This is a genomic window from Sulfurospirillum diekertiae (genome assembly GCF_002309535.1).
GTDB lineage: Bacteria > Campylobacterota > Campylobacteria > Campylobacterales > Sulfurospirillaceae > Sulfurospirillum > Sulfurospirillum diekertiae.
This window is the reverse complement of record NZ_CP023275.1, coordinates 2,100,511-2,122,169: the sequence shown is the minus strand read 5'-3', so window position 1 is coordinate 2,122,169 and position 21,659 is coordinate 2,100,511. Positions and strand designations below refer to the sequence as shown.

Below are 21,659 nucleotides of genomic sequence, written 5' to 3'. Positions count from 1 at the left end.
TATAATAATTCAAATGTTAGCAAGGAGAAGAGCATGCAAAAATTCTTATTGATCATGGCAATACTGGTTTCATCTTCACTGTTTGCATTGGATTTTGCGCGTGAAAGCGAGCTGCAAAACGAGTGCGATCATAACAATCCTACAGCATGTTTACAATTAGGCGCGATGTACCACATCGGTGATGGTGTCCAACAGAGCTTTAGCAAGGCCAAAGAACTTTATAACCAAACCTGTTCAATGGGCATGGGAAGTGGTTGTTCCAATTTGGGGTACATGTATGAAAGTGGTCAAATAGGACAAAATTATGCCAAAGCAGCTGAACTGTATGAAAAAGGGTGTGTGCTAGGTGATGCGAGTAGTTGTGCGAGCCTCGCGGTTTTGTATGAAAATGGTACGGGTGTGAGTGAAGACTTGCAACAAGCGGTGAACTATTATGATCGTGCATGCAGTGCGGGCTTGGCAAGCAGTTGTGCGCATCTTGCATTGCTGTATGAGCAAGGTGGAAACTATGTTTATGCTGCCATGTACCATCAAAATGGATGTGATGCTGGCGATGCGCAAGAGTGCTCGGCGATTGCTCGTATGTACTACGAGGGAGGCAGCGTGAGCCAAGATGCGCAAAAGGCGCAAGAGCTGTTCAAAAAGGCATGTGATTTGGGCGATGAGACAGGCTGTAAAAACTATCAGATTGTTAAAAATAACACAGGATTTGTGGAAGAGTGATCTTTAAGGAAGACTCTTTCACAAAGATCACTCAAGTTTAATTTGCATGTGTCATGATAATGACGTTAGAGGTGTTTGGCTTGATTTTCAAAGCGAAAATGCGCTTGTGTCATCGTGTGGCGGTACGCAAACATAGCATCCATATCTTTTTTTACAAACCAAAAGAAGAGTCTTCCTAAAAAAGGAATTGGTGGCGCTAGTGTGATGGTCTCTTCCATGCGTGTGTGATTTTCATCTTCTGCTATGAATTGTCTTTCATGTCTAAACGCCGCAAAAGGCCCTTTGATCATCACATCGACAATGCTGTGAGGGCAGTTTTTCTCAAGCGCCATTTCCCAACGTGTCGTGATTCCAAACTTTTTAATGTCCAAAATGACGCTGTCGTTCTCCATCTTCACGATGTTCACCTTAATCGATGGTGGCGTAATCAGTGGAAGGTTGTGTGTATCGGTATGAAAAGCACACACGTCTTCAACGCTTGCGTCAAGAATGCAGGTGTAATGCAGGGTGTAGAGGTTCATGGATTTCCTTTAATGTTCACTTGTAGAAAAATGCCATAATTTTAAGCATACATCCATATCATAGCAAAGAAGCATCAAAAATTATTCAAATAAATATGTTTTCCCTTTAGGGCTCTCAATTTAATTGATTTATTTTCCCATTGGTCGATTTTAGAGTATGTCGTATTATTTAGGAGCTCATCTGTGGGAATTTCTATTTCATCTTCTACCGCTCAGGCGGGAACATATATAACACCAAGAATTAAACCTACCGCTAAAGAGTTGGCAGAACTCAAAAAGGAGCCAACAAAAGTAACGACAGAAGGAAATATTTATACCTCCACAGCAATTCATTTTAAAGAACTCTCGCTTGAAGAACTCAAATACGAAAAGATTAGCGTTGATAAATCAAAATTTACTTACGTTAGCTATTCTGATGGTACAAAAAATGAGCCAAATCGCCTTGTTGTCATGCACGATCCTGAAAATAATAATAAATTTGTGACGATACAACTTTCAAAAAAGAGTATTGATCAGCTCAAACAAAAATTTGATGGAACGAATAACTTTTTTGAACGCAGTGATGGAACTTTACGCCTCAATGGCGATGCAGAAGCTTTTGTTGCCGGATGGATGCAAAATATCAGAGTTGATCGTAACTACACCAAGTCTGATGCCGATGGAAACGGATTGATAGAAGGTGACGAAGCAAAAAACTTGACTGTTGGTATGGAAGGTTATACTAACTACGATTATATTGGAAAGAAAGTAGTGAAAATAAATATGGGGGTTGTAGCAAAATATAAAATATTGGGTGATTCTGCTCCGTCTGCTTCGAAGAATAACGATGAAAAAGAAGAGCTTCAAAGTCAACATTCATCCAAACCCTCTCCCAAACCTTCTTTTGAAAACAGTGTTGAAAAAGAGCTTCAGCATACATTGCAAATGGATACCAATCTTGATGGAACTGTTACACTTGAGGAAAGCTTGAAGGATCAAGCTGAAGGGACAGATTACCGTCAAAAAATCATAACTAGTATAGAAAAATTTCACACGGATTTTCTTGATATTCACACGAATTTAAACGATGATTCTAAGCTACAAAACTACGACTTTGGGTTTGCAGCAGCTAAAAAAGAGCAAGAAGCTACCCTTCAGCAGAAGCTTCAAGATGCTTTAAAGATAAGCACTTTTGAGCTATTAAATTTTACTAACCAAAAAGAGAAAAATATTTCTGATACCTTAAAACAGCTCCAAATACAAACCACCAAGAGTCCCTATTTTGATAAACAAGATATAGAAAAAATATCGGGATAAAACTACATTGAGGACTCTTCCCTACCTTGACAACCCTTTACATGTAAAGCTAAAATGACTTCAAAACTCCCATCAAAAGGTTGATTATGAAAAAATTATTCTGCTTTTTTCTACTGCTTTCAAGCGCTATTTTTGCTGCTGAAAATGTAGAATCAGTCACGCTTGCGAAGTCTGCTCAAAGTTGGGATGGATCACGCTTGCCTGCTTATCCAAAGGACGCGCCTGAGATTTCGGTTTTGAAGATTACCATTCCTGCTCACACGACGCTTCCGTTGCACAAGCATCCTATTATCAATGCGGGGTATATGGCAAAAGGCTCACTCAAAGTCGTTACCGATGAGAACAAAACATTGTATCTTAAAGCAGGTGATGCACTGATTGAGGTGGTAGACAAATGGCATTATGGGGTGAATGAGGGCGATGAAGCGGTGGAAATTGTTGTTTTTTATGCAGGCACAAAAGAGAGCGTGTATTCCATCAAAAAATAGATGGTAATGCTTTACATGTAAAATGTTACGGCAATTTTTCAATCGGCAGAGGCTCAGCGTGAAAGTAGCCTTGTGCAAAGTCAATGTTGAGATCTTTAACAACATCGTTGGTCGCTTCATCAAAGACAAACTCTGCAACGGTTTGCAATCCGAGTCGTTTTGCAAAGTCATTGATCGCAGCAGCAATTTGATATGCGTTGGAATCGGTTGTTATTTTTTGGATGATGGTACCATCTATTTTTAAAATATTGGCATTAAATTGCGCGAGATAGGCAAAGTTTGAGTAGCCGCTTCCAAAATCATCAATGGCGATTTTAACACCTAACGCTTTGACCGATGCGATAAAAGAGATGATCGTGATATAGTCTTTGATGGCTTCCGTTTCGGTCAATTCAAAGGTGATGCGTGAAGGATCTACAAAGTTTTTAATCGCATTTTCGATGAATAAAACAGTCTCTGCATCTTCAATGTCTTCCACCGAAAGGTTGATGGCAACATTTTCTTCTCGATGGGCAAAATCCAAAAGTGTTTTTTCAATCATAATACGCGTGAGGGCTAAATAATACTTTGATTTTTTAGCGACTTCGAGGAAGAAGTAGGGCGAATAGACCTTGCCATTTTCATCAATCAAGCGTATTAAGCTTTCATATTTGGTTATTTTGTTGCTTTTGAGATGAACAAGCGCTTGGTAGTAGGGAACAATTCTGCCCTGTTCAATGGCACTTTTAAGTGTATGGAGCATTTGAAAGTTTTGCAGATGGATGGCTTCTTCTTTTTCGCTAGAGAGCATCCAGTTTAGATTACGCATTCGTGCTTGTTTAAGGGCTTCTTCTGCATGTGAAAGAATTTGTTCTTTCTCAAGCGCAATTCCCACACTAATACGTGTGGTAATGCCTTGCATATCTGCTAAAAATTGATGAGTATGGATTTGGTTAATAAATTTTTCCATGGTCGTGCAAAATATCTCATTATCTTCTCCATCCCCAAAAATAACAAAGTTGTCTGCTTCAAGTTTATAAAGCGAATAGGGCGTGAAGTTTAACATCTCAAGAAAAAGAGCGGAAAATTCTCTAAGGAGTGTATTGCCACTTTCAAACCCGTAGAAGCGGTTTATTTCACCAAAATTATCAATGTTAATTAGAGCGATAATCGGATTTTTGGATACCGCAATATCTTCAAAAAATTTCACTCTGTTGGGAAGGTTGGTTAAAGCATCGGTTGTCTGTTCGCGAATTTGTTTTTGCTGTTTGATGATTTTGGTTAGGTCATTGCGTGTAGAGATGTACTCGACGATTTGTTTGTTCTCATCAAAAAGCGGAATGATGGTTGTATCGACATAGTAAGGCTCTCCTGATTTGGCTTTATTGATGATAAGCCCTTTCCATACTTGACCATTTTTGATGGTCGTCCACATCTCTTTAAAGGTGCTATCAGGGACATCAGGATGGCGAATGATGTTATGCGACTTACCAAGAAGCTCTTCTCTTGAGTAGCCTGAAATTTTGACAAAAAGGTCATTGACATAGGTGATAATGCCTTTTGTGTTGGTTCTCGAGACAATAGAGTTCGCATCGAGGGCTAGTTTATAGGCATCAAGTGTTTTAATCGTATGTTCCAATTCATCCACGACGGCATTGGTCAGTCTGGACATGACTGCAATGTTCTCGTGTTTTTCATCCAACTGTTTTCTACTCGGTTGGGGTAATGTTTCGAGCTCTTCTTGTTCACTCAGTGCCAAAACAGTCGTGGTGAGGTTCATCATCTGCGAAGAACGAGGTGTTTTGAAAAATTCACCATAACTAAAAAAGCCGCAGGTTGTGCCTAAGATATTGTAGGTCTGAAATTCACTCTCAAGAATTTCACCGGCAAACGCTTTACGCCCCATACACGAATAGATCCAGACAACTTCAGGTTTAAGAAGAAGCCTTGCATCATTATTTTCTACGATTTCATCAACATTGGCGATACCAAAACGAACACGATCGCCTGCCTTAAAATTACCTGCAAAAACGAGGGCATTCTCCGTTACAGCGACAGGCGCTCTGGCAATATAAACACCTTTTTCGGTTTTAATGAGCGGAAATTTGACGATACTGGAAGGAAGATGAGCAACAACATCATCTCCAAAATAGTGGCGAATAACCTCAAATATAGGTGTTTGATCAAGCTCAAAAATCGTATTGTTGACCACTTTTGTAATGACCATCGGTTTGCCAATAGGATTCCAGTTAAGTTTCCAATGATTGAGGATTTTTAAAGAGAGATTGTCAAATGCCACACCCACAACGCCATGAGTGTACACGGTACCATTTAAAGCAATTAACGTTCTCGCAAACCTCCCATAATCTGCTGCTGCACCACCTGCAATGGTTAAATCTTTGCGTATAAAATTAACACCACTTAAAAATTCTTCAGGTTCACCTTGCAAGCCTTCACTGAAAAAGATGGCCGCTGTGACATTATGACTGAGATGTTGAACGACAGAAATTCCACCGTTAAAATTACAACGGCGCGTATAAAGGGGAATGAGTTTTGTATGTGTGAAGGCACAAAAAGAGAGTGTGACGGTGTTTTCAAGCATTTTCCCATCGAGGATTTCTCCTGCTGTAGTCACACCTAAGATCGTTGCTTGAGGGAGCAACGTCGAAAGTGTGGAGGCAAGATCGCTAAAAAGCTGTTCGTCGTTGCGACCATCAAAAAATTGCACTAAAAGGGATGGTTCATTTTCAAAAGCCCCGGATTCAATACGATTTTTCAGCGATGAAAAATCCTCAAACGTGAAATTTGAAACTTTCATAAGATTTGCCCTTTTATGTGAATAGAAACGATTATTTTATGTTCATTTTTTATTAAATGCAAGACTAATTATACACTTTTTATTCCTTCAAATGATCCTATGCTATAATATTTTACTTCATCGCAAAGGTTAAACAGATGGACAAAGAACTGCAAACCCTTCAAAAGTTTTACAATATCGCTATTGAGTTTTTAACCAACTATAGTTTTCAACTGATTGGGGCGCTGATTATCGTCATTATCGGATGGTTTGCGGCAAAGTATACCTATACTCTTTTGATGCGCCTTTTTGAAAGCCATCATTTTGACATGACCCTTTCAAAATTTGTGGCAAGTGTCGTCAAAATGCTGATTTTTGCTGCAATGATCATCATAGCACTTGGAAAAGTAGGCATTTCTATTGCGCCTTTTGTCGCGGCTATTGGCGCTGTTTCCTTAACTGCTGGCTTAGCACTTCAAGGCAGTGTTTCGAACTATGCAGCTGGGGTGCTTCTTATCATCAGCCGTCCGTTTAAAGTGGGTGACACCCTTTCCATCGGTAGTTTTTACGGCGTGGTAGAAGAGATCAAACTCTCCTATACCGTGCTTCGCAATGAAGATGAAGAGCTCATCACCATCCCCAATAAAAAGATGATCGGTGATGTGTTGGTCAACTCTTTTGAATTTCGCATTGTGGAGTCAAGTATTGGCGTAGCCTACGAGGAAGACCCCACTAAAGCGATTGCCTTGATCAAAGAGGTATTATCGGGCTTTAAAGAGGTCAGCAATACGCACAAACCTGTCGTAGGTATTGCTAAGTTTGGCGATAGTTCTATTGAATTGGGGCTTCGCTATTGGGTTCCGACCAAGAGCTATTTTAAGACACAATTTGAAGTCAATCTTGCCCTCTATAACACTTTACATGTAAACCATATCACCATCCCTTACCCACAACGTGAAGTGCGTATTTTAGGAGAAAAAGTTTGATTTCATCGCCTTTCCTGCGGTTTTAACCGTTGTTCCACTCGTGCGAAAGATCGTCAAAAAATTGGTGGCTGAGTCTTAATGTTTAAAAAATTCGATCAGCCCCATTACGATTTCAAAACCGATCAATCCTATAATAATCCACTCTAAAAATTCACTGTGTTTTTGGTTAAAAAGATCGAGCGACATACTAATGTCCTCTTTGAGGTGGGTCAGTTTATGCTCAACAATTTCAAAACGATCTTTGAGTTCAAGTGTTGATGACAGTCTGTTGTAAAGATTTTCCGCTTCTTCGTTATCCCATAAAATATTGGGTTTATCTAACAACAAAAGATCACTGACCATGCCATGCTGAATATTCATTAATGTTCGCGCAAATTCGATGAGTTTGGAACGTTTGAGCAGTGCGTAACTTTGGGTGAGATCGAGCAGTTGTTGGCTCTTATCAAAATGGACGTTGAGGTCTTGCTCATACTTTTCCAGTCCAACACTTTGAGAGACAACAAGCGCAATGATGATCAGGTAAAGCGAGAGAGGTTCTTTTAGGATAATTCTTTCATTACTGACTTTACATGTAACGTCTAAATCGGGATCGATGAGAATTGGGTAGTCTTGAAAAATAGTGTGCTGTTCAAACGTATCTGCATGCTTTAAACCCAGTTTGGTAAGCGCTTTATAGATGGACTCTTTTCCCCAGTTGATAAAGGTGAGGACATTGAATTGGGTATAGACTAAGAACGTTTCACGGTATTGCCAGTAAAAGGCTTTTTCGATTCCTTTTTTTAAAGAGCAATCCAGCAGTGTTTCTATTTCATGTTTAGCAAAAGGGGTTGGAAGGGATATGGATACCAAAGAGAATGACGAAGACATAGGAACTCCTTGCAAAATCATTTCTATGATCTAAGTATACAACCAAACTAAAACTAAAGTATTACATGTAAAGAAGTGTTAGCAAATTCATGTTACTATTAACGTAGTATAATAAAATCAAGAGTCCATTACGTAAGGATACCAATGCAGTTGAAGTTACTAGGGTGTATGGTTTTTGGCATCATGAGTATGCTTGGTGCGGAGGAGTTCGATCCATTGAATACCCATGCACTCGTTCCAAATCAACAAGCCAAATTAGCATCGTGTGCAACCATCGATGTACGAAAAACATTGGGTTTATCGGATGTGGTTATGAGTGCGTTGTGCAACAATCCGCAGACCAAAATAGCCTGGCAAACATCGCTCTACCAAGCCGCACAAGTGGGAGTGAGTCGCTCGGCGTATTTGCCAACACTGAGCGCAACGGGTTCCATTCTCAGGGCTGAAAGCAGTGAAACCCAAACAGGAAATCAAGAAAACGTTGGCGTAACGCTTTCCTATTTGCTCTATGATTTTGGCAAACGTGATGCAACCTATGACAATGCAAAATCACTGCTCGATGTAGCACTCTTTTCGGAAAACGATACGATTCAAACCGTATTTCTCTCTGCCATCCAAGCGTACTATGCCTTGTTTGGCTCGAATGCTTCCCTCGAAGCTAGCCGCGAGGCTGAACGCTCCGCATTAGAGAGCCTCAATGCAGCCAAGACACGCTACACGGTAGGAACAGCCACACCCGCGGACACTTTGCAAGCTCAAACGGCGTATTCACAAGCGATGCTAAACCGTATTCAAGCCGAGGGCAATGTCAAAAGTGCACAAGGAACGCTTGCCAGTGTTTTAGGACTTCTTCCCGATACAACCTTACAGCTTCAAACACCCAAGCTGGATATCCCCAGTGAAGTGTTTGAAAGCAATATAAGGGCGTTGATGGAAGAAGCACAAAAACTTCGACCCGATCTTATGGCAGCAGGTGCAAAGATTAAAGCAGCAGAAGCCAATATAAAAGCAGCCAAAGCAGACAACATGCCTACTTTTTCACTCTCTGCAACGTCAGGACACACCAATACCGTTTTTGATACCGCACAGCGAACCTCTAGCATCGGACTTTATGTGAGCATTCCCATCTTTACAGGGTTTAATACCAAGTATAAAGTGCAAGCAGCGCAACAACAGCTCAAAATAAATGAAGCAGAGTATGATAAACTTTCTCAAAGTGCCAATTTAGAGGTTTATCAAACGTATCAAACGTTAATCAGTGAAACCCAAGCAACACGCACGAGTAGCGACTTGGTTGCGAGTGCACAAGCTTCCTATGACCTTGCTCTGGGTCGGTATAAAGCAGGAGTGGGCACGATCCTTGATCTCCTCAGTGCTCAAAGTGCGCTTGCCAGTGCCAAACAGCAGTACATTCAGTCACTCTATAATTGGTACATTACCAAAGCGAGCCTTGCTAAAGCGATGGGCTCACTTGATTTTTCAACGATAAAAGGACAACCATGAACTTTTTAAAAACGATACTGTTACATAAATTGACCCTTTTGATCGTCCTAATCGCTGTTGGTTTGGGTGGCTATAAAGCGTGGGAAATCTACACGAAACCACCCCTTGAAGCAAAATATAAATTTCACACGTTAGAACTAGGTGACATCACACAAAGTGTTGCTGCCAATGGCACACTCAACCCTTTGGTTTTGGTAACGGTAGGTACGCAAGTCTCTGGAAAGGTGATTAAACTTTACGTTGATTTTAATGATCGTGTTACGGAAGGACAAATTTTGGCTGAGCTTGACCCCGCTCTTTTAGATGCACAAGCGGCACAAAGTGCGGCGAGTGTTAAAAGTGCTGAAGCCTCACTGGAGCTTGCTGTTGCCAATGAAAAAAGATCGCGGGAACTTTTTTCAAAAGAGTATATCTCGAAACAAGAGTTGGACTCTTCGGTGCAAGCCTTAAAGTCGGCTCGTGCCGCACTTGATTTAGCGCGTGCACAGTCTCAAAAAGACCGTACCAATCAAGGGTATACGATTGTGCGCTCTCCCGTTTCGGGTGTTGTGGTTGATCGACAAATTGATGTAGGTCAGACAGTGGCAGCAAGTTTGCAAGCGCCGGTACTGTTTAAAATCGCGCAAGATCTTCGTGAAATGCAGATTGACTCCAACTTTGCAGAAGCCGACATTGGTCGCATCAAAGTGGGGCAGAACGTTAATTTTGCAGTTGATGCGTTTCCCAATAACGCTTTCACCGGTGTTGTCAAACAAGTTAGGCTGAATGCCACAACCGTTTCCAATGTTGTCACCTATGATGTGGTTGTAACCCTCAAAAATCCAGATGAAATCTTAGCCCCTGGCATGACGGCGTATGTGAATGTCATTTTGGCGGAGCGCAAAAATGTTTTGGTTGTTCCCAATGCGGCACTGCGTTATAAGCCCACAGAAATGTCGCCCAAAGGAACAGGCGATACTCAAAAAGCTAAAAAAGAAAGAAAAGAACCAAATACTGGCGTATTGTATGTGTTTGAAAACGGTGAGCCAAAAGCCATTAAAGTGACGACAGGGATTAGCGATAATCGTTTTACTGAGATCGTGAGCGATGAACTTAAAGCAGGTGATAAAATCATCCTTGAAGAGTCAAAAGCTTTTGCAAAAGCAGCCGCAGTAGGTGGTCCAATGGGAAGACCCTTCTAATGAATGAAGTCATCCAAATCACGCATTTAACGAAAAATTATTATACCGATGCGGGAGAAGTGTGTGTGTTAAAAGGGGTTGATATGACCATTCAAAGTGGTGAATTTGTAGCAATTATGGGACCATCAGGCTCAGGTAAATCAACCTTTATGAACATTCTGGGTTGCCTTGATAAAGCAACTTCGGGAGAGTATTTTCTCAATCAAACCAATACAACTTCTTTAAGTAAAAATGATCTCGCAACACTTCGTAATACGGTTATTGGGTTTGTTTTTCAAGGTTTCAATTTGTTGCCACGCAAAAGCCTGATTGACAATGTTGCATTGCCTTTGGTGTATGCTGGAGTGAGTCTACATGAGCGCAGAGAAAGAGCAAAAATGATGCTTAAAAATGTGGGATTGGAAGCCTTTGGAACCTACCTTCCTACACATATTTCAGGAGGTCAGCAGCAACGTGTTGCCATCGCTCGTGCCCTTATCAATAACCCAAAACTCATTTTAGCGGATGAGCCTACAGGAAATCTTGATACTAAAACGAGTCAAGAGATTATGCAACTTTTTAGTGATCTCAATGAAAAAGAGGGCATTACGGTTGTGTTAGTCACACATGAACCCGATATTGCCGAGAATGCCAAACGACTGGTTAATTTTGTGGATGGCAAAATACAACACGATGGTCCAACTGCACGGATGATGGAGAAAGCACAATGACATTTATCATGTTGGCTGAAGCATGGAGTGCGATGGGTGCCAATAGACTTCGTACCTTTTTAACGATGCTGGGTATGGTCATTGGTGTCGGTGCTGTTATTTTGATGTCATCCATTGGGGCTGGAACGCAAGCCAAAGTGAAAGAGTCTATTGCTTCGATGGGGAGTAACCTTTTTATTGTACTTGCAGGTTCAATGACGTCAGGCGGTGTACGTATCGGAAGTGGTGCGGTGCAAACACTGACCATATCGGATGCAACGGCAATGGAGGAGATTGATAACATTGCTGCAACGGCTCCTGTCTCATCGGGTTCTGCTCAAATGGTTTACCAGTCTGCAAACTGGAACACTCAAGTCATAGGAACAACGCCCTCATTTTTTCAAGTGCGTGATTGGGCGATTGAAAGTGGTTACTCTTTTATGGATTCGGATGTCAGAGGCGCAACACGTGTTGTTGTTCTGGGCAAAACCGTTGCTGAAAATCTTTTTGGTGATGAATCTTCTGTGGGAAAGACGATTCGGATTAAAAACAGTCCTTATATTGTGGTGGGAGTTCTGGCTAAAAAAGGACAGAGCTTAGATGGGCGCGATCAAGATGATACGGCGATGGTTCCAATCACTACGGCGCAAACAAAGTTATTTGGAAGTCAGTTCAAAGGTACGGTGCGGTTTATTATGGTGCAAGGGCGCTCTGAAGAGACAATGGATCAAGCAGAAGAAGCGATGGCACAGCTTTTGCGTCAACGCCATAAACTGCGTGAGAGTGCCGAAGATGACTTTACTATTCGTAACCTCACCGCTCTTGCTAATACAGCTGAAAAGACGACTAAAGCGATGTCATTGATGTTAGCCGCGATTGCTTCGATCTCGTTGTTAGTGGGCGGTATTGGTATCATGAATATTATGTTGGTTTCTGTCACTGAGCGCACACGGGAAATTGGTATTCGCATCGCCATTGGTGCGAAGCAAAATCATATTTTAGTGCAGTTTTTACTTGAGGCTTTGATGATTTCCATCATTGGCTGTTTGATTGGAGTCTGCGTTGGCGTGGGCGGTGCTTATACTGTGGCACATTTCTTTCCGATTAGCGTGGTGATTACACAAAATTCTATTGTGATCTCTTTTTTAGTGGCAACAGGTGTTGGTGTCTTTTTCGGGTTCTATCCAGCGCGTAAAGCGGCAAATTTAGAGCCTATTGAGGCACTTCGTTACCAATAAATGCGCTATAATTCTTCTAAATTAGCATAGGAATGTCAATGAAATTACTTTTAATTGGTGCCGGCAATATGGGTGGAGCGATGCTTCAAGGTTTACATGTAAAAGATATTACGGTGGTAGAGGCATATCCCCCACGCGCTAAAGAGTTACAAGAACTCTATCCCACCATCAAAATCGTGCATGAAATTCCCTCATTGGAAGGGTATCTTGTTATTCTTGCCATTAAACCTCAATCCTTTGGAACGCTGCACACGAAAGGGATTGCAGAGGGTGTTATTTCCATTATGGCTGGCATTAATTTGGAAAAACTCAAATCGGGCATTATGGCAAAGCATTACATTCGCTCTATGCCAAATATGGCAGCGCTAGTACGAAAATCTGCTACGTCATTGTGCGGTGATGTTGCTTTAAAAGATGAGGCAATGGATGTACTTAGCTCCATTGGTCGCTGTTTTTGGTTAGAGAGTGAAAAAGAGCTAGACATCGCAACAGGTCTTTCAGGTTCAGCTCCAGCGTGGATTGCACTCGTTGCTGAAGCCTTAAGTGATGGTGCGGTCAACCTAGGGATGAAGCGTGAAATCACGTATCAATACATTGCAACACTTTTTGAAGGGGTTGGTGAAGTACTTAAAACAGAACATCCAGCACTCTTGAAAGATAAAGTGATGTCGCCATCAGGAACAACGGCTGCTGGGTATGCAAAATTGGAAGAAGGAAAAGTGAGAGATAGTTTTATAAAAGCGATGGAAGCATCGTATGAGAGAGCAAAGGGTTTTTCAAAATAGAAGAAGCCTAAAGGGCTTGTCTTGTGACAAGCCTTAAGATATTTTATGAGCTTTTCTTTTCGTTGATACTATTTTCTTCGTGCTTTTAGAATGAGAAATGACTTTGTGAGAGCTACTTTTTGTTTCGGTAAGATCAGGTAAAACATCTTCAAAAATTGTTTTAATATCGTTCCAGCGGTGTTCAGAGTTAAGCATAACGACTAAAATATCTTTGTTGTCTTTTTTAGCGCGTGCAATGAGACAAGGCCCCGCTTTTTGGGTATATCCTGTTTTAATTCCTACGGCATATTTATAATTGTTAAGGAGTTTATTATGCGTGTAAGCCGCATATTTACGCTTCGTATTGACGGCTTGAAAATCATGACGTTTGAGTTTTGCCATATCATTAAATGCGTTGTTTTTAATGGCATATTCACTAAGGGTTAAAAGATCCAGTGCAGTAGAGTAGTGGTGCCCAAAATTACTACTATCAAAACCACAAGGATTTGTGAAGTTGGTATTTCTCATGCCAATTGCTTTTGCTTTTCTGTTCATCATACCTACAAACTTATCGACATCACCATCGCCTAAGTAAACGCCAATGCTCATGGCCGCATCATTTGCTGACATCACCATTGCTGCTTTAACAAGATCTCTAAGATAAAATCTCTCACCCACTCTAAGACCTGCTTTGGTAGGTTCAACTTGAATCATCTCACGCGTAATCGTGACGACATCGTTCATTCTGCCACTTTCTATCGCAAGCATTGCCGTCATAATCTTGGTTAAACTAGCAGGTTGGTTAATTTTTTGCTCATCTTTGGCAAAAATAAGTTGTTTACTATTAAGGTCTTTAGCAATAATAGAATCCGTATTACGTTTAATACGATCGGCAGTCTCTTTGTCAAGATAAGCTGCGCTCAGAGATGAGGTAATAATACATGCGCCGCAGATAAGCGATAAAATTTTTTGTGTCATGCTGCTCTTTTTTGAAGGATTTATTTAATCATTTTATATAAAGTTTCTTAAAAATTACCTTTTAAAATGGCTAAAATAGCCACTTTGCTTTAAATGATCAAAAAATAAACATAAAGCGTTATAGCTATTAAGGTAATAACGTTATAATGTTCCAAATTATTTAAACGCTGGTTTATCGTTATATACAATAAATACATAAGGAAGAAAAATGGATGGGATTGCCTCTGGTGTAATGAGCTTTGACAAACCAGTTTTGTTGGAAAAGAGAGTGAAGCTCTTAGAAGCTATTGCCGAGACAGGTTCAATCAGCAGTGCCGCTAAACGAGTAGGACTCAGTTATAAGGCTGCATGGGAAGCTGTCGATACGATGAACAACCTTTCCAATCATCCTTTAGTGGTGCGTGTCACAGGTGGAAGTGGTGGTGGTGGAACGACATTAACACCCTTAGGAGAAGAAGTTGTTGCCAATTATTCCGTTTTAAAAAAAGAGTATGAGAGGTTTTTAAATCGGCTCTCAACCATGGGCGACTTTGAAATGAATAGTTTAAAACATATACAAAGGATTGCTATGCAAATTAGTGCACGTAATCAGCTGATGGGGAAAATCGGCGAGATTAAACAGGCAAAAGTCAATGCAGAGGTGAGTATTGTACTCAAAAGTGGAGTCATTCTTGTATCGACCATTACCAATAGTGCTGTTGAAGAGTTAGGGTTAGAAATCGGGGATGAAGTGGTTGGTATTATCAAAGCCTCATCGGTTTTGATTTCCAATGTTCTTGATATTGCGACCAGTGCTCGCAATAAACTTGTGGGGATGATCACAGACATTAAATTGGGTGAGGTTAATGCCCAAGTGAGTGTAGATATTGGTCAAAACGATGTGGTTGTTTCCACCATTACGGCTGAGTCAGTAAGAGCCTTAGGGCTTGCAGTTGGGTCGCGTGTCTGTGCCATCATCAAATCGAGTAGTATCTTAATCGGAAAATAATCTAATATTCAAGGAGTTTCTATGTTAAAACTGTTATTAGCGAGTGTTTTGTTAAGCGCGAGTTTGCTTGCAGGAGAGATCAGTGTTGCGGTTGCCGCCAATTTAAGTGATGCGGTAGAGTCACTTAAAACGGAGTTTGCTAAAACAAACCCAAATACAAAAGTCAATACGATCCTAGGTGCTAGTGGTAAATTTACAACGCAAATTAAAAGTGGTGCGCCATTTGACATTTTCTTAAGTGCCGATATGAAATTTCCTGAGAGTTTGTATGAAGATGGTATTGCTGTAACGAAACCTGTTATTTATGCGAGTGGCGCTTTAGCAATGGTCAGCACGAAAGGGCTTGATTTAAGTAAAGGTATTGCAGTGATTGCAGATCCAAAAGTGGAGAAAGTTGCTATTGCAAATCCAAAAACAGCGCCGTATGGAACAGCAAGTATGGAGGCGTTTAAAAATGCAAATATTTTAGACAAAGTTGAACCAAAACTCGTTCAAGGCGATAGCATTGGACAAGCGTTACAATTTTCATTGACGGCGACAGATGTTGGTTTTGTTAATGCTTCTGCTTTTTACAGCGACAAAATGAAAGAGTATAAAAAAGGCGTTCAATGGGTTGATGTTGATCCAAAACTTTACAAACCAATCGCTCAGGGTATTGTTCTTTTGAAACAAGCAGAGAAAAATGTGGAAGCTAAAGCGTTTTATGACTTTGTTTTGAGTGCTAAAGCGAAAGCAATCTTTAAAAATTATGGATATGTCGTCAATGAATAGACTGCATGCTGTTGTTACCCAGATTGAAGGTGAGCAGAATCTTCATATCATCACGTTTGATTATGAGGGAAGTATACTTAAAATGATGGGGCTTGATTTGCCAAAGGGTTTACATGTAATGAGTCATGTGACCCTTGGCGTAAAGCCTTCGCATGTGGCAATTGCCAAAAATCTTAGTGGAGAGCTTAGTTATTCCAATCAGCTTCCCGCTAAGATTGTGAGTATCGAAAATGGAAAATTATTGAGCAATATTCTTTTACATGTAAAAGGAAGCGAGGTAGAAAGTTTTCTGACTTTAGGCTCTTCAATGCGCATGAATCTCCAAGTAGGGGATGATGTCACTTTGTTGATGAAGGCAAGTGAGCTTTTTGTCATGGAGGTAGAAGGTGTTTGATAAACTGATGGCATTGGAGTTTACTCCCTTTTTGATCTCGTTTAAACTCGCTTCTATGACTACGTCGATTCTCTTTATTGTCTCTTTGTTCATTGCATGGAATTTATCGCAGAGTAAATCTCGCTTTAAGCCTATTTTTGAGTCCATCACGGCACTTCCTATTGTTTTGCCACCTTCTGTTTTAGGTTTTTATATTCTTTATGTGCTCTCGTTTCATTCTCCTATCGGGCGATTCTTTCAAGATGTACTGGGTATAAAGGTGGTGTTTAACTTCTCAGGGTTAGTGGTGGCAAGTTGCTTTTATTCCCTCCCTTTTATGGTGCAACCGCTTCAAAGTGGTTTTGAAACGTTGCCTAAAAATATGCTAGAAGCTTCCTACATCGCAGGAAAAAGTAAGCTCAAAACACTGTTTTGTGTGGCAATGCCCAATATTAAGCCCTCTTTGATGACGGCTATTGTCATTACATTTGCGCATACTGTGGGTGAATTTGGTGTCGTTTTGATGGTGGGTGGAAGTATCCCCGGTGAGACGAAAGTTGCCTCTGTGGCTATTTATGAGATGGTTGAGATTATGGACTATACCAGTGCTCATATTTACAGTGCCATTATGGTTAGTATCAGCTTTTGCGTGCTTTTAAGCGTTTATGTTTTTAATCACAATCAGAGTCATCGTTTGGGAGGAATTGCATGATTGAGATTGATGTCCAAAAAGAGCTTTTAGGCTCGATGGGTAAGATGGATTTACATGTAAAGCTTTCGATTGAAAAACAGAATTTCGTGGCACTTTCAGGTCAAAGCGGCAGTGGTAAAACAACATTACTTCGTATTTTAGCGGGTCTTGAGAGTGCAAAAGGTCAGATAAAAGTAGATGATGAGGTATGGCTTGATGAAGCACACTGTCTGCCTCCCCAAAAACGGGGTATCGGTTTCGTCTTTCAAGACTATGCCCTTTTCCCCAATATGAGCGTCCTTGAGAATCTTCTCTTTGTGCGTAAAGATAAAGCTTTAGCCGATCAGCTTTTAAGTATGACAGAGCTTAGCGAGCTTGGCAATCGCAGACCTGCAACGCTTTCTGGCGGGCAAAAACAGCGTGTGAGTTTGTGCCGTGCGATGATGAACAGACCCAAATTACTTTTAATGGATGAGCCTCTTTCTGCACTGGATCCTTCCATGCGTACAAAACTTCAACATGAGATTTTAACCCTTCATAAGGCCTTTGGTACCACAACGATTATGGTAAGTCATGATCCGAGTGAAATGTATCGACTAAGTTCTCGTGTGATTGTCCTCTCTCAAGGTCACGTCGTGCAAGATGGAGATGCTAAAAGTGTGCTACTTCGCACACAAGGTAGTCAGAAGTTTTCGTTTGAAGGCGAGTTATTGGATATTGTGAAAGTTGATGTGATTTACGTTGCCATTGTCTCTATTGGACAACAGATTGTTGAAGTGGTTCTTGATGGTGGAGAAGCTAAAGATTTACGGGTAGGCGATAGCGTAAGCATAGGAACTAAAGCGTTTACACCGATTTTGCAAAAATTGATCTAAGGGAACAGAATGAAAAAGATGGTGATAGGCGTCTGTATCGCTTTGTTAAGCCAATTGATTGCAGATGATTTTAAAATTGCCGTGGGAGCAGGGTATAAAAAACCTGTGCAAGAGGTCCTTAAAGTATATGCCGAAAATCATACCAAGGTAGATGCCATTTATGGCAATATGGCACAAATTTTTGCCCAAGCCAAACAGACGGAAATAGCTTTAGTTATTGCCGATAAAAAATTTTTAGAGAAGCAGAAAGAGCTCCATTTTGAACATTATCAGAAAATAGGAGAGGGTGTTGCTGTCATCGCTTATGCTAAAGGGATTTCATTTACACGCATTGAAGATTTGAAAAATGAGAGCATTAAAACCATTGCAATGCCTGAAGCTAAAAAAGCGATTTACGGTGATGCTGGCATAGAGTTTTTACATAATGCCAAATTGTATGAAAGCGTGAAAGAAAAACTTTTGGTCGTTGCTACGGTTCCTCAGGTAAGTTCTTATGTGAGTACCCATGAGGTGGATGTGGGCATTATGAACCTAACCGCAGCGCTGGATAGCATGGATAAAATTGGTGGTTACCTCAAAATCCCGCAAACGTATTATACACCTATTGAGATCGTTGCAGGGAGTTTAAAAGCCTGTGAAATAGATAAAGCATGTCAAGAGTTTGTTGCTTTTTTGCAAACACCGAAAGCGAAAGAGATATTTGTTAAATATGGGCTTTGATATGGTACAGGTTTGGCACCCTTTGGTGCTAAGCCTTAAAACCATCAGTGTGGTAGCACTCCTTTTGGTCTTTTTGGGTATTCCACTTTCTTATTATCTCTCTAAAGAAAACTTAAAATACAAGTGGTTTCTTGAAACACTTGTGACGCTTCCTCTAATTTTTCCTCCCATTGCCATTGGATTTTTACTGCTGCTCCTCTTAGGTAAATACGGTTGGATAGGAAGTTTCTTGAATGCAATGGGTATACGGTTTATTTTTGACTTTAACGGGTTGGTGTTAGCAGGTTTTGTAGCTGCCCTTCCACTCATGGTCAAACCTCTTCAGTCAGCCATTGAGCTTTTCCCTAAAGCGATTAAAGAGGCAGCCTATATGAGTGGCAAGAGTAGGTTTCATACATTTACTTTCATCATTCTTCCCTGTATTCAAAAAAGTGTGATTGCGGCTCTTTTAATTGCATTAGCACGTGCCTTGGGCGAAGTAGGCATTACGCTAATGCTTGGTGGAAACCTTGTGGGTAAAACGGATACGGTCTCTTTAGCCATTTACAATGCTGTCTTTGATGGAGAATACCGCTTAGCATTGTTTTTATGTGCTATTCTCATCGCGATCTCTTTAACTGTCTTTACGGCACTGCATTTTTTTCAAAAAGAGGAGTCATTTCTTTAAATCATCTTGTGTTACAATATTATAATTTAGTAAAGGTTTACTTATGATGGATATGATACGTGAAGATGTCGGCTTAATTGACATGACCACGGTAGGATTGGATATTGGGTCGCACAAAGCCAAGATTTCATTTGCTTCCAAAGAGCCTATTGTGCTGTGTGGTGTAGAATTTGTCAAAGAGATGTGTGATAAGCTCGGGCTTGAAACACATGCCTACAAAGAGTGTGGCGATAGACTCGAAGCAGGCGAGCTTATCTTAGAAGCTTATGGCAGAGCAGATGCTGCGCATAAGGCATGGAAAGTAAGTCAAAATATTCTCGAATTTTTAAGCGGTATTGCGACTAAAACTCACACAATGATTGCGCTAGCACGAGAAGTCAATCCCAAAATCGAACTTTTAACCACACGTAAGATTTTCCCTCGTACCAAAGAGTTAGCACTCAAAGCAGTCTATGCAGGTGGTGGGGCACATCACCGTTTAGGGCTTTATGACTCTGTTTTAGTCTTTAAACAACACCGTGTCTTTTTTGAGAGTGATGCCGCTTTTGAAGCACAATTCGCTAAAATGAAACAAAAATATTTGGAAAAAAAGATTGTCGTGGAAGTGGATAGCTATGAAGAAGCACGTTATTTTGCTACCCTTGGAACAGAGATACTACAATGTGAAAAGATGGATTTTGCAACTTTAAAGCGCTGTGTGAGACTCAAAAAAGAGTTCCCAAATCTGCTTCTTTCTGCGACAGGAGGTATTGGTGAGCAAAACATTGTTGCCTATGCCCAAACGGGGGTTGATTTTATTGTGACCTCTTCACCGTATCATGCAAAACCTGTTGACATTAAAGTCATCATTTCAAGAGAGGATTGATGCAAACTATTGAGCAGATTTATACCGCGGAGGTCGAAGAGAAGAAGTCGACATTTTTAGCTTATCTCTGTCCAATGAGCACGTTTGAATCTTTACATGTAAAGCTCAAAAATGATCATCCTAAAGCAGCACATATCGTTTGGGCAAAGCGTTTTTACAACGAATTTCGACAAGTCGTTGAAAACAACTCTGATGATGGTGAACCCAAAGGCACCTCGGGTCCTCCTGTACTCAATGTCATGCGAGGTGTTGAACTCATTGAAGCTGGGCTATTGATTGTGCGATATTTTGGAGGTATAAAACTGGGGACGGGTGGATTGGTAAGAGCCTATGGAAGCAGTGCTAAAGAGGTGATTGCTCATGCTAAACTTATCCCTTTTCTCTTTAAAGAAATCCTTACATGTAAAACTGACTATCCTCTCGTACCACGCTTTGAACACTATACTACAACACAAAATATAACTGTAGTAAAAAGAGAATTTGAAAGTGATGGCGTGGTGTGGGAGATAGAGGTGAGCGAAGAAGAGAAAGAGCAGTTTTTGCTCTTCGCTCACACGTTTGAAAGAGATGGTTTTAAACGCTTATAATTCGATAGCTTCCACTTCAATAGCGAGATTGATCGTGTCATCGACAGTAAGTCCACCACCTTCTAAGATTTTATTCCATGTTAAACCAAAATCTTTACGATTGAGTTTTCCTTCCAAGCTAAAACCTACACGTTGGTGACCTTGAAAATCTTTGATCACACCATGAATGGTACTGACTAAGACGATATCTTTTGTAACACCATGGATGGTGATTTTGCCATACACTTTGTCATCTTTCATAGACGTCATCACAAAATCAACGGTCTTAAATTTTGTAACATCAAAAAAATCACTGCTACGTAAGTGGTCATCGCGTTTTGCAATACCTGTATCAATAGACGCTGCGTCGATTTTTGCACTCAGTTTGTTGAAGACTTTTTTGTCCGCATCAAAGTCAATATCCGCTGTATAGGCATTGAAGTTACCTTTAACATTGGAAATCATCATATGTTTAACCGAAAAGCCTATGTTGGAATGAGCATTGTCGATGACAAACTCTTTTGCATTTGAAAGCGAGAGGAGAAAGACCAGTGCCATAATGGGTTTCAAAAGATAGTTCATCGTATTCCTTTCTTAATAAATTAAGAAAAGTATAGTTTGATATGGCTTATGGCACCGGTGTTGCCCAAAAGTAATCTTTTAGTTTAAGAGAGTCGTTTTGGCGTATTCAAAGAGTTGAAAAACGCCTGCACTGCAAATACCGGCTAAGACGCCTGCGAGCATATCATCACCGATGACACCCCAGCCACCTTGAACATTTCGGTCAATTTTTCCAATTAAAGAAGGTTTCCAAATATCAAAAATACGAAAGAATACAAAACAGAGTACAATTTGAAGAAGAGTACCTGAGCTTAGAATAAGCGCAATCCACACACCAATCACTTCATCAATTACAATGCGACTGTCGTCATGTTTACCACTCATAGACTCATAGGCATTAATCTGTTTGACCCCTAAAATTGTAAATAAAATGGTTAAAAGGACAATGGTTTCCATCGAAATATAGCGGATAATCAATGCTCCCAAAATCACAGCCAGTAAAGAACCTGCTGTTCCTGGCGCTTTTGGGGTATGCCCTGTATAAAAAAAAGTTAAAAAAGCATTTGGCATAA

At 40.6% G+C, this 21,659-nt stretch carries 24 protein-coding genes; 18 read left to right on the top strand and 6 right to left on the bottom strand.

All coding sequences use genetic code 11. The features are described 5' to 3' along the window. The first annotated feature begins 33 nt into the window (after nt 1-33). The gene (locus SJPD1_RS10870; protein WP_096047188.1) at nt 34-723 is read left to right on the top strand and encodes a tetratricopeptide repeat protein; all 690 of its coding nucleotides are present in this window, start codon (nt 34-36) and stop codon (nt 721-723) included. 65 nt (nt 724-788) lie between these two features. On the opposite strand, the gene SJPD1_RS10865 is transcribed toward SJPD1_RS10870, so the two are convergent. Next, nucleotides 789-1,244, bottom strand: a complete 456-nt coding sequence (locus tag SJPD1_RS10865) for an SRPBCC family protein (RefSeq protein WP_096047187.1) — start codon at nt 1,242-1,244, stop codon at nt 789-791. A gap of 183 nt (nt 1,245-1,427) precedes the next feature. Between SJPD1_RS10865 and SJPD1_RS10860 the strand changes: the two genes are divergently transcribed. Both SJPD1_RS10860 and SJPD1_RS10855 read left to right on the top strand, forming a co-directional pair. Then, a complete protein-coding gene (locus SJPD1_RS10860) occupies nt 1,428-2,540 on the top strand; it encodes a hypothetical protein (protein WP_096047186.1) in 1,113 nt (370 codons plus the stop codon). Between the two features lie 86 nt (nt 2,541-2,626). Next, nucleotides 2,627-3,028, top strand: coding sequence for a cupin domain-containing protein (locus SJPD1_RS10855; protein WP_096047185.1), 402 nt, complete (start codon nt 2,627-2,629; stop codon nt 3,026-3,028). A gap of 25 nt (nt 3,029-3,053) precedes the next feature. On the opposite strand, the gene SJPD1_RS10850 is transcribed toward SJPD1_RS10855, so the two are convergent. Further along, the gene (locus SJPD1_RS10850; RefSeq protein WP_096047184.1) at nt 3,054-5,825 is read right to left on the bottom strand and encodes a sensor domain-containing phosphodiesterase; all 2,772 of its coding nucleotides are present in this window, start codon (nt 5,823-5,825) and stop codon (nt 3,054-3,056) included. 137 nt (nt 5,826-5,962) lie between these two features. On the opposite strand from SJPD1_RS10850, the gene SJPD1_RS10845 reads away from it, so the two are divergent. Next, nucleotides 5,963-6,790 carry a mechanosensitive ion channel family protein gene (locus tag SJPD1_RS10845; protein WP_096047183.1) on the top strand — a complete coding sequence of 276 codons (828 nt, stop codon included), beginning with the start codon at nt 5,963-5,965 and terminating at the stop codon, nt 6,788-6,790. 75 nt (nt 6,791-6,865) lie between these two features. On the opposite strand, the gene SJPD1_RS10840 is transcribed toward SJPD1_RS10845, so the two are convergent. Continuing rightward, entirely contained in the window at nt 6,866-7,657 is a 792-nt protein-coding gene (locus SJPD1_RS10840) for an RMD1 family protein (RefSeq protein ID WP_096047182.1), read from the bottom strand. Between the two features lie 144 nt (nt 7,658-7,801). Between SJPD1_RS10840 and SJPD1_RS10835 the strand changes: the two genes are divergently transcribed. The 5 genes from SJPD1_RS10835 to proC are packed head-to-tail and all read left to right on the top strand — an operon-like array spanning nt 7,802 to nt 13,053. Further along, nucleotides 7,802-9,160 carry a TolC family protein gene (locus tag SJPD1_RS10835; protein WP_096047181.1) on the top strand — a complete coding sequence of 453 codons (1,359 nt, stop codon included), beginning with the start codon at nt 7,802-7,804 and terminating at the stop codon, nt 9,158-9,160. After that, nucleotides 9,157-10,341 carry an efflux RND transporter periplasmic adaptor subunit gene (locus SJPD1_RS10830; protein ID WP_096047180.1) on the top strand — a complete coding sequence of 395 codons (1,185 nt, stop codon included), beginning with the start codon at nt 9,157-9,159 and terminating at the stop codon, nt 10,339-10,341. Before SJPD1_RS10835 ends, SJPD1_RS10830 begins: the two co-directional genes overlap by 4 nt. After that, on the top strand, nt 10,341-11,051 hold the full coding sequence (locus tag SJPD1_RS10825; RefSeq protein WP_096047179.1) for an ABC transporter ATP-binding protein: 711 nt from the start codon (nt 10,341-10,343) through the stop codon (nt 11,049-11,051). Before SJPD1_RS10830 ends, SJPD1_RS10825 begins: the two co-directional genes overlap by 1 nt. Continuing rightward, nucleotides 11,048-12,268: an ABC transporter permease gene (locus tag SJPD1_RS10820; protein WP_096047178.1), complete on the top strand. Its 1,221-nt coding sequence runs from the start codon at nt 11,048-11,050 to the stop codon at nt 12,266-12,268. Before SJPD1_RS10825 ends, SJPD1_RS10820 begins: the two co-directional genes overlap by 4 nt. A 38-nt stretch (nt 12,269-12,306) precedes the next feature. Beyond that, nucleotides 12,307-13,053, top strand: a complete 747-nt coding sequence (gene proC / locus SJPD1_RS10815; RefSeq protein ID WP_096047177.1) for a pyrroline-5-carboxylate reductase — start codon at nt 12,307-12,309, stop codon at nt 13,051-13,053. A 33-nt stretch (nt 13,054-13,086) separates the two neighbouring features. On the opposite strand, the gene SJPD1_RS10810 is transcribed toward proC, so the two are convergent. After that, on the bottom strand, nt 13,087-14,010 hold the full coding sequence (locus SJPD1_RS10810; protein ID WP_096047176.1) for a D-alanyl-D-alanine carboxypeptidase family protein: 924 nt from the start codon (nt 14,008-14,010) through the stop codon (nt 13,087-13,089). A gap of 208 nt (nt 14,011-14,218) precedes the next feature. Here SJPD1_RS10810 and SJPD1_RS10805 point away from each other — a divergent pair, with 208 nt between their 5' ends. From SJPD1_RS10805 to SJPD1_RS10765, 9 genes are read left to right on the top strand one after another with little or no spacing between them, the layout of a single operon-like run. Next, complete coding sequence (locus SJPD1_RS10805; protein ID WP_087439141.1) at nt 14,219-14,998, top strand: TOBE domain-containing protein; 780 nt, start codon at nt 14,219-14,221, stop codon at nt 14,996-14,998. A 21-nt stretch (nt 14,999-15,019) separates the two neighbouring features. Next, nucleotides 15,020-15,769 carry a molybdate ABC transporter substrate-binding protein gene (modA, locus tag SJPD1_RS10800; protein WP_096047175.1) on the top strand — a complete coding sequence of 250 codons (750 nt, stop codon included), beginning with the start codon at nt 15,020-15,022 and terminating at the stop codon, nt 15,767-15,769. Then, nucleotides 15,762-16,163, top strand: coding sequence for a TOBE domain-containing protein (locus SJPD1_RS10795; RefSeq protein ID WP_096047174.1), 402 nt, complete (start codon nt 15,762-15,764; stop codon nt 16,161-16,163). Before modA (SJPD1_RS10800) ends, SJPD1_RS10795 begins: the two co-directional genes overlap by 8 nt. Nucleotides 16,164-16,170: 7 nt before the next feature. Next, the gene (gene modB / locus SJPD1_RS10790; protein ID WP_210394437.1) at nt 16,171-16,854 is read left to right on the top strand and encodes a molybdate ABC transporter permease subunit; all 684 of its coding nucleotides are present in this window, start codon (nt 16,171-16,173) and stop codon (nt 16,852-16,854) included. Then, a complete protein-coding gene (locus tag SJPD1_RS10785) occupies nt 16,851-17,708 on the top strand; it encodes an ABC transporter ATP-binding protein (protein ID WP_096047172.1) in 858 nt (285 codons plus the stop codon). The genes modB (SJPD1_RS10790) and SJPD1_RS10785 overlap by 4 nt, the downstream gene beginning before the upstream one ends. 9 nt (nt 17,709-17,717) lie before the next feature. Then, nucleotides 17,718-18,428 carry a molybdate ABC transporter substrate-binding protein gene (gene modA / locus SJPD1_RS10780; protein WP_096047171.1) on the top strand — a complete coding sequence of 237 codons (711 nt, stop codon included), beginning with the start codon at nt 17,718-17,720 and terminating at the stop codon, nt 18,426-18,428. Between the two features lies 1 nt (nt 18,429). Next, nucleotides 18,430-19,095, top strand: coding sequence for a molybdate ABC transporter permease subunit (gene modB / locus SJPD1_RS10775; protein WP_226372189.1), 666 nt, complete (start codon nt 18,430-18,432; stop codon nt 19,093-19,095). Nucleotides 19,096-19,138: 43 nt separating this feature from the next. Further along, complete coding sequence (gene modD, locus SJPD1_RS10770) at nt 19,139-19,960, top strand: ModD protein (protein ID WP_096047170.1); 822 nt, start codon at nt 19,139-19,141, stop codon at nt 19,958-19,960. After that, the gene (locus SJPD1_RS10765) at nt 19,960-20,547 is read left to right on the top strand and encodes an IMPACT family protein (RefSeq protein ID WP_096047169.1); all 588 of its coding nucleotides are present in this window, start codon (nt 19,960-19,962) and stop codon (nt 20,545-20,547) included. Before modD ends, SJPD1_RS10765 begins: the two co-directional genes overlap by 1 nt. Here the strand turns inward: SJPD1_RS10765 and SJPD1_RS10760 are convergent. Beyond that, a complete protein-coding gene (locus tag SJPD1_RS10760) occupies nt 20,542-21,108 on the bottom strand; it encodes a YceI family protein (RefSeq protein WP_096047168.1) in 567 nt (188 codons plus the stop codon). The two genes, SJPD1_RS10765 and SJPD1_RS10760, sit on opposite strands and share 6 nt — an antisense overlap. Before the next feature lie 78 nt (nt 21,109-21,186). Next, nucleotides 21,187-21,657: a phosphatidylglycerophosphatase A family protein gene (locus SJPD1_RS10755; RefSeq protein ID WP_096047167.1), complete on the bottom strand. Its 471-nt coding sequence runs from the start codon at nt 21,655-21,657 to the stop codon at nt 21,187-21,189. Nucleotides 21,658-21,659: the final 2 nt, after the last annotated feature.